The following is a 12,882-nucleotide window of genomic DNA, read 5'->3' on the forward strand; positions in this document are numbered from 1 at the left end:
TGATTTACACTTTGGAATGGTGCAGCAGTGCCTTGCCCAGTTCGTTCGGGATGAAGGCTATGGCCTTGCCGGACATGACCAGCATGTGGCCGGTGGACAGCGCCGCCACACTGACTACGGTGCCGGCCGCCAGCGACAGGCCCTTGGCTGCCTGCGTGCTCATCTGGATGGAGGCGCCGCCCGCTTCGGACGCGCCCTTCAGCACGATGACGATGCCTTCGCCCACGGTTTCCACGCTGGCGACGACCACCTGGCCGGACGCGACCAGCATCGACAGCGAGCCGGCGACGACGACGGCCGAACCCTGGCTGAGATTTTGCGAGCCTTTCGACAGATTCTCGGAAGCGGCGGCGTGCGCCAGGCCGGGGGCAGCCACGGAAAGCGTCAACAGCGACAGGGACAGGCAGAGGGGCAGCAGGCGTTTCATGTGTTTCTCCTTCAAGTGTGCCAAGTGGCAACGCCATCATTGTAGACTGTGGGCAATTGGTCAATGAAAACGCTACTCGTAGCGGGCAGGCATACTGCGGGTAGCGTTTTCCGCTACTTTTTTGCTTGCCGAAGCAATGCCATTTTTATAAAGGAAGTGCATGCCGCAAACCCACGCCCTGATCGAGGCCTTGAAACGCCTGTTGAAAGCGCGCTCCGTCACGTATGCCGAACTGGCCCAGCGCATCGGCGTGTCCGAAGCCAGCGTCAAGCGGATGTTTTCGCAGAAGCAATTCACCCTGCAGCGGCTGGACCAGATCCTCGTGGCCGTCGGCAGCGATTTTCAGCAGCTGGCGCTGGCCGTGCAGGCGGCGCATGCGGCGCCGACGCTGATCACGGGGCTGACATATGCGCAGGAAAAGGAAATCATCGACGACACCAGGCTGTTCGTGGTGGCCGTGTCCGCCCTGAACCTGCTGCCGCTGGAACAGATCGTCGCCATCTACGACATCAGCGAGGCGCAAGCCGTGAAATACCTGCTGCGCCTCGACAAGATCGGTTTTCTGGAACTGCTGCCGAATAACCGGGTCAAACTGCTGGTGGCGCGCACGTTTGCCTGGATACCGAACGGTCCCATCCACACGTATTTCAAAAAGGAAGCGTATGGCGATTATTTGAATTCGCAATTCGATGGCGAAACGGAATTGCTGCGCCTGGTGAATGTGATGCTGTCGAAGAAGTCCACGGCGGCCTTGCTCGAGCGATTGAAGCAGGTGGCGGTGGAGTTTTCGCAGCAGCACCAGGAAGACGCGCGCCTGCCTGGCGATGAGCGTCTGGCCATCAGTTTCATGCTGGCAGCACGACCGTGGATGCCGCAGACGTTCAAGGCGTTGCTGCGGCAGTGAGGCAACGATATCGCGGCCAAGCCGTTAATGTTCCTGCTTGTCGCTACTGCCTTGTTCCTCTTTCATCTGCGTCAGCAAACGCCAGGCGAAAAAGCCCAGCACGGCCACGCCCAGCAAGAGCGCGGCCCACAGCGCGGCCAGGCGCCATGGCGCACCGGTGTGAGCCGATGCTGGCGCGGCGTCGCTTGCGCCAGCGCGCGCCGTCAACGCGCCCACTGTGGCAATCGGCAGCGCCTGCAATTCGCCGTCGCGATAGCCGGGCGCCACCTGTGACAGCGGCTGCGCCACCGGTTGCGCGTCGACTCGTCCGAACACCAGATGATATGGCCCCTTGCCGCCGGCCAGGAACACCAGCGTATCCGGCGTCCAGCCCAGGCGCAACAGCGGCACGCTGGCCGGCATCGCCGTACTTTGCGACTCGGGCCGTAGCACCCATTGCGTGGTCTGCACCACCGGCATGGTCAGGTCGCCGGAGACGCGTTCCTTGCCAGCCTCGCTGATGCGGTAAAAGCTGGTGCTCAGCAGCGGCTCAAAATATTCGCCATTTGCCGGCCGCGTTTGCCGGTGCAGGGACAGCCGGCGCTGCGGCACATGAGTACTCTGGCGATACACGCCCAGTGTGACGGGCAGCACCACGTTGCTCTCCTTGAATTGCAGCGCAATGCTGTCGGCGGGAATGGCGATCGGCGTGGCATACGCCCATTCGCCGGCAAGTTTGCCTGGAACACCTCGCAGCACGATGCTCGCGCGTGGCGGCGCCGCCTCGGTTTCGCTGACGGCTTGCGCGGCAATCGCTGCAAACACCAGCGGCTGGCCTTCCTGCCAGCTCAGGCGCGCGTAGCGGAAAGCGCGCGGTGCAAAGGCAATGCTGTCGTTGGCCAGCGTTTGCGTGTCGCTGTTGCTGAGCCAATTCAAGGTGGTGGTGCCGATCGCATCCCATTGCTTCAGGTCGTCGCTCACTTCCAGCAGCACTTGTGCACTGTAATTAGCCGTGCGCTCTGGTGGCGTGAAGCGCAAGGCGGCGATGCGCTTGTCTGGCGCTTGCTTGCCCAGGTCCAGGATCAGCGCTTGCAGCGCCGTCGTGCTGGTTGCCGCGCCGGCGCGGGTGCTGACCGATAGCAAGCGGCCATCTTCCGCCGTACGGATGTCGATGCCTTGCAAGCCGTCGCCAGTTGCCGGTGCGCCCGTCACGGGGAAAATGCGGGCTGGAATGGCTGTCCGCTGCGTCGCCGATTGCGCAGGCGGCGCACCGATGGCATAGGCCAGGCGCTTGCCGTCGCCATCGAACAGCCGCACGTCGGCCAGGCTGGGCGAGCTGGCGTGCAGGTAGAGTTCTCTGGGCAATGTGAGCTTGACGATGCCCGCGCCGGCCGTCACGGTCACCGGCATGCTCCAGCCGTAGTCCTGCGGCCTGTCCTGGGACGGCGCGGCCAGCGCGGCGCCTGCCATTAACGCGATGCCGAACATGAGTGTGGTTTTCATGCTGCTCCTTGTTGCGGTTCGGCTGGCACCGGCGCGGCAGCCTTGGGGAAGGGCGCCAGGTAGCCGATCAGGACCATCAGCAAACCGACGCCCACGAAGGACACGATGCGCTCGATGCCGCCCACGTTCGACAGGTCGATGAGGAACAGTTTCAAGACGACCAGCCCCAGCAGCACGGCGCCAAGGCTCCACTGCTGGCGCCGCTGGTGGCGGGCCGCATGGCGCATCAGCAGCAGCGCCGTGATGCTCCACACCAGCGACAGCATCGCCTGCACGAACTGCGAAGCCAGCATGGCGTCGAAGGTGTATGGCACGCCCAGGTAGTGCGAGACCGTGCGCAGCAGCATCAGGTTGAACCAGGCATACACGCTGCAGGCGGCGACGACGGGCAAGCGCGCCTGCCACAGTGCGGGCAGCGGCAACTGGCCTGCGGGCAGCAGGCGGTAGCTGGCGATGGCCAGCAGGATGGCGAAGCCCGTGCTCAGGTCCAGCGGATTGAGCAGCGGCAGATAGGGCAGGGGCGCCATGGCGCCATCGTCGAAGACGTTCCACGCGGCGATCAGCAGCAGCGACCAGGCCGCCCCCAGCGGTATCAGATAGCGCTGGTACCACGCGGCAAGCGGCGCCACGGGCCAGGCCGTCGCGCGGCAGCGGCGGATCAGCCAGGCCAGCGCCAGCATCATGGCCCAGGCCGGCAAATAACGGGCCCAGGCGGGGCTGACGCCGTCTTCATGGCGCGCCAGCCAGGCGTTGACGTGCATGGCGCCGACCGGCCACAGCATCAGCCACGGCGCTGCCGTGCGGACGGTATGCAACAGGCGCAGCGCGCGCACGTCGAGTTGCCAGCCGGCCTTGGGCCAGGCCAGCAGCAGGTATTCGCCGGCAGCCAGGGCGGCCGCCAGGGCCAGCCAGGACAGGCGCGTGGGCAGGTAGTCGCGCAAGTACAGCGCCAGCAGCAGGTTGGCGCTCCACAGGCCCAGGCCGATCCACGCTGCCACGCTGAACCAGCGCAGCTGCGGCCACGCCAGGCGCCGCGCCAGCAGCGCCAACACGGGCGTCGTCACGCTGACGGCAATCAGGTACAGCGCCAGCCAGTGTTCGCCCGCGTGCGGCTGCATGCGCAAGTCGCCATCGATCAGGCGCAGCAGCCAGCTGGTGCATGGCACGAGGATGGCGGCAAACCACAGCAAGCCGCTCCAGACCAGCAGGGGGCGCGCTGCCAGGGCCGGCAGCGCGTCGCCGCCGCGCGCGCGCCGCTCGGTGAACCAGGTGCTGGCAAAGGCGGCGGCGCCCAGCAGCAGGGCGCTGAGGAAGGAGCCGTCGAACAGATTGGCCTGGTGCTGGTCCCAGGCCCAGCTGGCGCGGCTGAGCAGCACCAGGCCCGCCAGCACCTGCACGGCCAGCAACAGGGCGCGCGGCGCATGCCATTGCTCGCGCCGCGCCAGCCAGGCCAGCAGGGCCGCCACGCCCAGGGCGCTGACGGTCAGCAGATTCAATTGGGTGGCCGCCTCCGTGCGCAGCAGGATTTCGCTCCAGATGCCGCCCAGCAGCCAGGCCGTGGCGGCGGCCAGGAACAGCACGGACAGGCTGCTCATGAATTCCGGGTACAGGGGGCTGCCGTGGCGGCGGAAGCTGTAGGCCATCACCAGCGCGGCGGCGGCCAGCAGCGCGCAGCCGAGCCAGATGTTGGCGTGCAGGGCCGATGCCGCATCGAGTTCCTGCATGGCGATGAGGAAGGAAGCCCAGGCGGCCGCCTGCACCAGCAAGCCGAAGGCCCAGGCCAGGGTCTGGCGCTGGCGCAAGCCGACCCAGACGATGCCGGCGCCTTCCAGCGCCCAGGCGGCCGATGTCCAGCGGCCGTCGAGGGCGAACGGGATGGCCAGGGTGCCGAAGACGATGCCCAGCGCGAGGAAGGCTTCGGCCAGCAGGCGGAAGCCGTCGCGGCGCCACAGCGCCACGGCCAGGCCCGTGTAGCACAGGCCGGCGACCAGCGCGGAAAAGGCCAGGCCGAACGGGAAATGCTGGACCAGGCCATATTGCAGGCCCATGGCCGCCAGCGGAGTGCCGAAGACCAGCGTGCCATCGACGTAGTGCCTGAGGCGCGGCGCCTGGCGCGCGCAGTAGGCGATCGCGATGCCGACATAGAACAGCACGAACAGGATGAGGAACAGCTGCGTCGACAGGTAGTGCTCGGGCGTGTAGCGCAGCAAGCCCCAGGTGGTGGCGACGACGAAGGTGAAGCCAAAGCTCAGCACGTTCAAGACGCGCCAGGCGCGTTTCAGGGCGATGGCGAAGACGCCCGCATTGAGCAGCGCGTAATAGCTGAACAGGCCGATATGGTTGCCGCTGCCCGTCGACACCAGCAGCGGCACGGCAAAGCCGCCGACGATGCCGAAGACGGCCAGCCAGACGGCGTTTTGCAGCACGGCCAGCAGGCACGTAAACGCCGTCAGCACGAACAGCACGGCAAAGGCCAGGCCGGCCGGTATCAGTTCATACAGGCGGAAGGCGCCAAACGTCACCAGCATCAGGATCGCCAGCGCCGTGCCCTGCAGCGGCAGGCTGATGCCGGGGCGGCTGAGGCGGATGCGCCAGGCCCAGGCCAGCAGGGCGATGTCGGCCAGCACGATGGCGGCCAGGCGCAGCTCGATGGGCACGGTCACCTGGGCCGACACGTACTTGAGCAGGAAGCTGACGCCGAGGAAGAGGATCAGCAAGCCCAGCTTGGCCACCAGGTTGCCCGTGAATAGCCAGTTCTTCGCCTTGGCAACAAGGCCGTCCGGGCGCGCGATCCACGATGGCGTGTTGACTACGGCAGGGGCCGCAGCGGACTTGGGCGCAGGGGCGCTGGCTGCGGGCGTCGCGGCTGCCGTGCTTGCCGCGTTTGCTGGCGCTGGCTTGTCGAGCGGGACGGGGCTGGCGGGGGCGGGCGGCGCAGTACTGGCCAGCGCGTCCGGGCGGGCCGTGGCGGCCACCGGCGCCGGCGGCGGCGTGGGGGCCGGCACCGGCATGGCAGCGGCGGGCACCGCCACCGATGCGATGTCAGCCGTGGACGCGGCGGCAGGCATGGCGGGCCGGCCTTCCAGCGCCTGCAGGCGCGCCTGCACGCTGTCGACGTCCTTGCGCAGGCGGGCCGTCAGCAACTCCAGATCGGCCACTTTCCGGCGGTACTGCAGCACCTGCACGAAGGCGGCGATCAGCAAGCCAAATATGATCAGCGTTATCAATCCAAACATGGGGCAGCTTTCCTGGATGGCAGGGCGAAGGCGCCCCTTGTATGCGCACATTACCTTATTATCAAGAAACAGGCGATTTTTGTGGCACCAGGGAAAGTATCAAGGCAGAGGCCAGCATGGCGCGGCACGGTGCTTTCTGTATTGACGCTAAGCAAGATGGCGACATTCAGATTGTCGTGCGCAAGATAGTGCTGTATTTTAGCAATTCCTTAATGTCCGGTTCTCCATGCCATGAGTCAAAGCAGCCAGTTTTCCTTATTGTCGCAGCGCCGTTTCGGGCCCTTCTTCTGGACCCAGTTCTTTGGCGCCTTCAACGACAATCTGTTCAAGACGGCGCTGATGGTGATCCTCGCCTACGATGCGCTGAGCTGGACCACGCTCGACCCGTCCACCATCACCAACCTGATACCAGGCCTGTTCATCCTGCCCTATGTCGTGTTTTCGGCGACGGCCGGCCAGCTGGCCGACAAGTTCGAAAAGGCGGGCCTGGCCCGTTTCGTGAAATGGATGGAGCTGGCCATCATGGCCGTGGCCGCCGCTGGGTGGATGACGCATACCCTGTGGCTGCTGGTGGCTGCCGTGGTCGGCATGGGCGTGCATTCGACCCTGTTCGGCCCCGTCAAGTATGCGTATCTGCCGCAGCAGCTGAAGCCCGAGGAATTGGTGGGCGGCAATGGCCTGATCGAGATGGGCACCTTTGTCGGCATCCTGTTGGGCGAAATCCTCGGCGCCGTGTTGATCGTGCACAAGCCGCTGGGCGTGGAACTGGTGGCCGGCGCCACCATCGCCGTGGCCCTGTTCGGCCTCATCGCCAGCTACCGCGTGCCGCGCACGCCCGCGCCCGAGCCGGAACTGAAGGTGAGCCTGAACTTCGTCGCCGAATCGTTCCGCAACCTGAATTTCTCGCGCAAGAACCGTCCCGTCTTCCTGGCCATGCTGGGCAATTCCTGGTTCTGGTTCTACGGCGCCCTGATCCTGGCGCAGTTCCCCGTCTACTCGAAGGATTTCCTGCATGGCGACCACAGCGTGTTCGTGCTGCTGCTGACGGTGTTTTCGGTCGGCATCGGCACCGGTTCGCTGCTGTGCGAGCGGCTGTCCGGCCACAAGATCGAGATCGGCCTGGTGCCGTTCGGCTCCATCGGCCTGTCGCTGTTCGGCATCGACCTGTATTTCGCCAGCAATGCGTATGCGAATACGCAAGTGGTCGACGCGCTGGCGTTCGTCAGCCAGGCCGGCGTGCCGCGCATCTTGCTCGACATCGTCATGATCGGCGTTTTCGGCGGCTTCTTCATCGTGCCCCTGTTTGCCCTGATCCAGACGCGCTGCGACCCGAAACACATCTCGCGCACGATCGCCGGCATGAATATCCTCAACGCCTTGTTCATGGTGGCGGCCGCCGGCGTGGCCATCGTGCTGCTGGGACAGGGCTTCACCATACCCCAGCTGTTCCTCGTCACGGCCATCCTGAACGCGCTGGTGGCCGCGTATATCTTCTCGCTGGTGCCGGAATTCCTCATGCGCTTCCTCGCGTGGATTCTGATACAGACCGTGCACCGCGTGAAAGTGGTCGATGGCGAGCGCATCCCCGCGGAAGGTGCGGCGGTGCTGGTATGCAACCATGTGAGCTATGTGGACGCCATCGTCATCATGGCGGCCAGCCCCCGTCCCATCCGTTTCGTCATGGACCACCGCATCTTCAAGATGCCGCTGATGGGCTGGATTTTCCGTACGGCCAAGGCCATCCCTATCGCGCCGGCCAAGGAAGATCCGTTCCTGATGGAAAAAGCCTTCATCGATATCGCGCAAGCGCTGCATGAGGGCGAGCTGGTGTGCATCTTCCCCGAAGGCAAACTGACGCGCACGGGCCAGATCAGCGAGTTCAAGGGCGGCATCGCCAAAATCGTCGAGCGCAGCAAGGTGCCCGTGATCCCGCTGGCGCTGCGCGGCTTGTGGGGGCATCTGTTGAGCCATCGCAATGGCCACCTGTTCGAGCGCGCCTTCAAGGCGGGCTTGCGCTCGCGCCTGTCGCTGGCAGTGGGCATGCCCGTGGCGCCCGAGGCCGCCACGCCGGAATTGCTGCAGCAACGGGTGCAGGAGTTGCGCGGCAAGTGGAAATAAGCCTCATTCTGTCCGCGTAGCCCCGCTGGCGGCCCCGCGCGCCAGGTGCTGGCCCAGCAGGGCGGTGATGGCGGCGAAATCGACCGGTTTCGTCAGGTGATGGTCATACCCGGCCTGCGCCGTGCGCTGGCGCGCATCGCACTGGCCCCAGCCGGTCAGCGCGATCATCAGCACGTCGCGCCCCTGCGCCCGCTGGCGCACCTGGCGCGCCGTCTCGTAGCCATCGATGCCCGGCATGCCCAGGTCCATCACGATCAATTGCGGCCATGCGGCGTCGACGGCCGCCAGCGCCTGTTCGCCGCCATACGCGACACCGGCGGCATAGCCTTCCAGCTGGAACAGCGCCTGCAGCGAATCGGCCGCGTCGCGGTTGTCGTCCACCACCAGCACCTGCACGGCATGGCCGTGGCCGTGGCCGTGGCCGGCCGGCGTGGCGTCTGCCGCCTGCGGCGTGCCTGTGACGGCTTCGGCCACGCTGGCGGGCAGGGTGACGACGAAGCGGCTGCCGCGCCCGGGGCCATCGCTATGCGCTTCGATGCTGCCGCCATGCATTTCCGCAAACTGGCGCGCCAGGCTCAGTCCGATGCCCAGGCCGCTGGCCATCTGGCCCGCCACCGTGCGGCCCTGTTCGAACATGGAAAAGATGCGCGGGATGGCGTCCTGGTCGATGCCGATGCCATCGTCTTCCACGGCCACCCGCAGCTGGCCAGCGGCCACGTGCGCCGTAATGTGGATGTGGCCGCCATTTGGCGTGAACTTCACGGCGTTCGATACGATATTGGCAAAGATCTGCACCACGCGCGCATAGTCGGCGTACAAGGTCACGGTCGCTGGCGGCAAGTCGAGCGCGATGCCGATGTGGCGGCTGGCGGCGGCCGGCTGGCACAGCTCGATCACATGGCCGATCACCTGTTGCAAGCTAATGTTCTTGCGCTGCAGCACGACCTTGCCGCTGGTGATGCGCGCCACGTCGAGCAAGTCATCGACGAGCCGCGTCAGGTGCGTGACCTGGCGCTCGATCACGCCTTTCACCGTGGCCACTTGCGCCGATTCCGGATACAGGTGGCTGAGCAGGGCCACCGAGGTCCTGATGGGCGCCAGCGGATTGCGCAGTTCATGGCCCAGGCTGGCAAGGAATTCATCCTTGCGCTGTTGCGACTCGCGCACCTGATACTGGCGCTGGCGCGCGCGCAGCATGGCATGGACCGAGGTGATCAGGGTCAGCACGTGCACGGGGCGTTCCAGCAGGGTCAGGTTGCCCAGGGTGGCGATGGCTTGCCGCAGGGGCAGGGAATCGAGCCGCGCATGCGTGAGCAGGAGGATGGGCAGGTCGGACCACTGCGGCTGGTGCCGGGCGTAGTCGTCGAGCACCTGGCAGGCGCCCGCATGCAGCGCCTCGTCGACGGTCAGCACGCCGCCCGCGCCCAGCGCCAGTTGCCCGGCCAGTTCGGCGACCGAACGGCAGGCCTGGCTGGCGATGGCGGCGCTGGCCAGTACCTGACCGGCCAGCGCCGCATCCTGGCCGGCCGGCGCGTAGATCAGGATGCGCTGTTCCATGGCGAGCCCTAGGGAAATGGCGTGCCGCCGATGGTGGGCATGCCCGTCAGGATGCCGTGGAAACCGGCCAGGGCCGGGCCGATGCGGATGCCCTGCGCGGCGATTTCAAAGCGGCGGATGCTGCGCTCGTGCGCGCTGCCGCGTTTCTTGAAGACGGAAATGGCTTGCCGCACCTCGCCCTCCGTTTCGTAATAGCGCAGCATGATGACGCTGTCGGCCAGGTAGCTGGCGTCGGCCGAGGTGGTCATGGACGTGCCCAGCATGTTTTGCTGCACGCCGACGAGCAGGGTGGCCACGCCGCGCTGGCTCAGGTAATTGAGCAGTTCATGCAGGTAGGTGCTCTGGAAGCGCTCATCGGGCACCGCGTGCATGTAGCCGTTCAGGCTATCGATGACGATGACCCGGGCGCCCCGCTCCGCCGCGTCGACCACGGCCTGGGCGAATTCGCCCGGTGTCAGCTCGGCCGGATCGATCTGCTGTGCGCTCAGCAGGCCGATGTCGAGCGCCGCCTGCAGGTGCATGCCCACGTTGTCGGCCCGGCTCAGCAGCTTGCTGCGCGCTTCCTCGAACAGGAACATGGCGCACGGCTCGCCGCGCGACGTGGCCGCGTGCACGAATTGCGCCGCCAGCGTGGACTTGCCGCTGCCGGCCGGGCCGGAAATAAGCGTGCTCATGCCTTCCTCCAGGCCGCCGCCTGTCATGGCGTCGAGAGCGGGCACGCCGCTCGACAGCCGGCGGTGGTCGCCGTCGCGGCGCGTGTCGGCCGCCACCAGGCGCGGGTAGACGATGAGGCCGCCATGGGCGATGCGGTAGTCGTGCGTGCCGCCGCGAAACGCCACGCCGCGGTATTTCACCACGCGCACGCGGCGCCGGTCGTTGCCATAGGCCTGGTTTTGCAGCTCCAGCGAGATCACGCAATGGGCCACGCTACGCACTTGCAAGCCGTCGTCGAGGGCGGAACGGTCATCGATCAGCAGGGTGGTGCAGTGCCGGCTGGCCAGATATTGCTTGAGCGCAACGACCTGGCGCCGGTAGCGCAGCGGGTTCTCCGCCAGCAACTGCAGTTCGGACAGCGAGTCGAGCACCAGGCGGGCGGGGCGGTGCTTTTCGATGGCGGCCAGGATGCGCTGGTTGGTCGAGGCCAGCTCGATTTCGGACGGGTGGAAGATTGTGTACTGGCGTTCGGGGTCGAGCATGTCGTCGCTGGGCGCCACTTCTTCGATGGCGATGCCGGCCAGGTCCCAGCCGTGCGACAGGGCGGCGGCGCGCAATTCGGCTTCCGATTCGGCCAGCGCCAGGTACAGCACCGGTGCGCCGGCGCGCGCGCCCTCGACCAGGAATTGCAGCGCCAGCGTCGTCTTGCCCGTGCCCGGTTCGCCTTCGACCAGGTACAGGCGTTCGGCAAGCAGGCCGCCGGCCAGCACGGTATCGAGGCCCGGCACCCCCGTCGACAACAGTGGCGGCGCAAGCTGGCCGGCCGCGTCCTGCGGTGGCATTGCCGCCTGCGCCTGTGCTGTCATCGCCGCGCTCCCTGTCATGGCCAGCTGTGGACAGCCATCTTAGCGCACCTGCACCGGTCATGCCTTTTCGATACCATTGGTAAATATTTATCGCGGTGCCGAAGGCTGGCGTAGCGCGTGTTGCGCACATGTCGCTTGCTTCAGCAAAGATCGCCTTACCCTGCTACAGTATTCACTCAATCCAACTTTCCCGCATTGCCGTTTTGCCGCAGCCAGCCTGATTTCCGACTGACCCTGCCAGCGCGCTATCCCTGTTGTTGCCGTCATTTTATTGCATCATTGATAATAAAATTCGCTTGATAGTTACTATGTTTCAATTGTAACGATGCTTGACGATTTTAGAATGATCGTTCATTCTTTGATCTGCGTTAATAAATTTAGTCATTTCTAACGACACTAGCCAGCTTCTTTTTCAGAAAGTCCAAGATGCAACCAACCTTTTCCTTGACGTCGCCGCGTACGAGCGGCGCTATTGCCGTTCTGTGCGCCACTGTAATCATGGCCGGCTGCAGTAAAAAACAGGAAGCACCTCATGCGCAGCAAGCGCCACAGGTGGTCGTGTTTACTGTTAATCCGGCCGCGTTGCCGATGAGTGCCGAATTGCCCGGCCGTACGAATGCCTACCAGGTCGCCGATGTGCGTCCGCAAGTTGGCGGCTTGATCCAGAAGCGCCTGTTCGTCGAGGGTAGCGATGTGAAAGTGGGCACGGCCCTGTATCAGATCGACCCGGCCACCTATCAGGCTGCCACCAATTCGGCCAAGGCCGCCTTGTCGAAAGCCAAGGCCAACCTGCTGACGGCCGGCCCGAAAGCGGCCCGCTACAAGGAGCTGGTGGCCATCGAAGGCGTGAGCCGCCAGGAATACGATGATGCCGTGGCCGCCTTCGAGCAAGCCAAGGCAGACGTCGAGTCCGCCACAGCGGCGCTGGAATCGGCGAATATCAACCTGAAATACAGCACCGTGACGGCGCCGATCAGCGGCCGCACCAGCCGCTCGACCGTGACGGCCGGCGCGCTGGTCACGGCGGGCCAGGCGGAAGCCCTGACGACCGTGCAGCAACTGGACCCGATCTATGTCGACGTGACGCAGTCGAGCACGGACCTGCTGCGCCTGAAGCGCCAGATGGCCGATGGTTCGCTGAAAAAAGTCGGCGAAGGCCAGGCCAAGGTCGACCTGATCCTGCCGGACGGCAGCAAGTACAGCGAACCGGGCAAGCTGCAGTTCGCCGGCGTGACGGTCGATCCGACCACCGGCAACGTGGTCTTGCGCGCGCTGTTCCCGAACCCGAAAGGCGAATTGTTGCCAGGCATGTACGTGCGTGCACAGCTGGAAACGGGCGTCGACGAGAAAGCCATCACCGTGCCGCAAGTGGGCGTGACGCGCAACCAGAAAGGCCAGGCCACGGCCTTGATCCTGAACAAGGAAAACAAGGTTGAACAACGCATCCTGACCACCAGCGGCACCATCGGCACCGACTGGCTGGTGACGTCCGGCCTGGCCGCAGGCGACCGCGTGATCGTGGAAGGCTTGCAAAAAGTCAAGCCAGGCGCCCCGGCCGTTGCCGTGCCGGCCAAGGCCGCTGACGCGCCTGCCGCTGCAGCCTCTGCCGCAGCATCGGCTGCCAGCGCCCACTAATTC

General features: G+C 65.5%; 8 protein-coding genes. 3 read left to right on the forward strand and 5 right to left on the reverse strand.

The window, feature by feature from the left end; all coding sequences use genetic code 11:
• Positions 1 to 4 precede the first annotated feature (4 nt).
• A complete protein-coding gene (locus AC1RDJ_RS19400) occupies positions 5 to 427 on the reverse strand; it encodes a hypothetical protein (RefSeq protein ID WP_289885588.1) in 423 nt (140 codons plus the stop codon).
• 160 nt (positions 428 to 587) lie between these two features.
• Here AC1RDJ_RS19400 and AC1RDJ_RS19405 point away from each other — a divergent pair, with 160 nt between their 5' ends.
• Positions 588 to 1,331: a helix-turn-helix domain-containing protein gene (locus AC1RDJ_RS19405; protein ID WP_071322607.1), complete on the forward strand. Its 744-nt coding sequence runs from the start codon at positions 588 to 590 to the stop codon at positions 1,329 to 1,331.
• A 24-nt stretch (positions 1,332 to 1,355) separates the two neighbouring features.
• Here AC1RDJ_RS19405 and AC1RDJ_RS19410 read toward each other — a convergent pair whose 3' ends face one another.
• Both AC1RDJ_RS19410 and AC1RDJ_RS19415 read right to left on the reverse strand, forming a co-directional pair.
• On the reverse strand, positions 1,356 to 2,813 hold the full coding sequence (locus tag AC1RDJ_RS19410) for a DUF3999 family protein (protein ID WP_493028426.1): 1,458 nt from the start codon (positions 2,811 to 2,813) through the stop codon (positions 1,356 to 1,358).
• Complete coding sequence (locus AC1RDJ_RS19415) at positions 2,810 to 6,049, reverse strand: DUF2339 domain-containing protein (protein ID WP_493028427.1); 3,240 nt, start codon at positions 6,047 to 6,049, stop codon at positions 2,810 to 2,812. Before AC1RDJ_RS19415 ends, AC1RDJ_RS19410 begins: the two co-directional genes overlap by 4 nt.
• 231 nt (positions 6,050 to 6,280) lie before the next feature.
• Between AC1RDJ_RS19415 and AC1RDJ_RS19420 the strand changes: the two genes are divergently transcribed.
• Positions 6,281 to 8,167: an MFS transporter gene (locus tag AC1RDJ_RS19420; protein WP_071322610.1), complete on the forward strand. Its 1,887-nt coding sequence runs from the start codon at positions 6,281 to 6,283 to the stop codon at positions 8,165 to 8,167.
• A gap of 3 nt (positions 8,168 to 8,170) precedes the next feature.
• Here the strand turns inward: AC1RDJ_RS19420 and AC1RDJ_RS19425 are convergent, their stop codons facing one another.
• Entirely contained in the window at positions 8,171 to 9,724 is a 1,554-nt protein-coding gene (locus AC1RDJ_RS19425) for a hybrid sensor histidine kinase/response regulator (RefSeq protein WP_493028428.1), read from the reverse strand.
• Between the two features lie 8 nt (positions 9,725 to 9,732).
• Positions 9,733 to 11,220, reverse strand: coding sequence for an ATPase domain-containing protein (locus AC1RDJ_RS19430; protein WP_071322612.1), 1,488 nt, complete (start codon positions 11,218 to 11,220; stop codon positions 9,733 to 9,735).
• Positions 11,221 to 11,670: 450 nt separating this feature from the next.
• Between AC1RDJ_RS19430 and AC1RDJ_RS19435 the strand changes: the two genes are divergently transcribed.
• Positions 11,671 to 12,879 (forward strand): efflux RND transporter periplasmic adaptor subunit, encoded by a 1,209-nt coding sequence (locus AC1RDJ_RS19435; protein ID WP_493028429.1) that lies wholly within the window; start codon positions 11,671 to 11,673, stop codon positions 12,877 to 12,879.
• The last annotated feature ends 3 nt before the right edge of the window (positions 12,880 to 12,882 follow it).

The sequence above is a fragment of the Janthinobacterium sp. GW822-FHT07H10 genome (assembly GCF_058798675.1).

Coding starts and splice junctions, on each gene's coding strand:
- AC1RDJ_RS19400 (WP_289885588.1), bottom strand. CDS start 427: ATGAAACGCCTGCTGCCCCTCTGCCTGTCCCTGTCGCTGTTGACGCTT.
- AC1RDJ_RS19405 (WP_071322607.1), top strand. CDS start 588: ATGCCGCAAACCCACGCCCTGATCGAGGCCTTGAAACGCCTGTTGAAA.
- AC1RDJ_RS19410 (WP_493028426.1), bottom strand. CDS start 2,813: ATGAAAACCACACTCATGTTCGGCATCGCGTTAATGGCAGGCGCCGCG.
- AC1RDJ_RS19415 (WP_493028427.1), bottom strand. CDS start 6,049: ATGTTTGGATTGATAACGCTGATCATATTTGGCTTGCTGATCGCCGCC.
- AC1RDJ_RS19420 (WP_071322610.1), top strand. CDS start 6,281: ATGAGTCAAAGCAGCCAGTTTTCCTTATTGTCGCAGCGCCGTTTCGGG.
- AC1RDJ_RS19425 (WP_493028428.1), bottom strand. CDS start 9,724: ATGGAACAGCGCATCCTGATCTACGCGCCGGCCGGCCAGGATGCGGCG.
- AC1RDJ_RS19430 (WP_071322612.1), bottom strand. CDS start 11,220: ATGCCACCGCAGGACGCGGCCGGCCAGCTTGCGCCGCCACTGTTGTCG.
- AC1RDJ_RS19435 (WP_493028429.1), top strand. CDS start 11,671: ATGCAACCAACCTTTTCCTTGACGTCGCCGCGTACGAGCGGCGCTATT.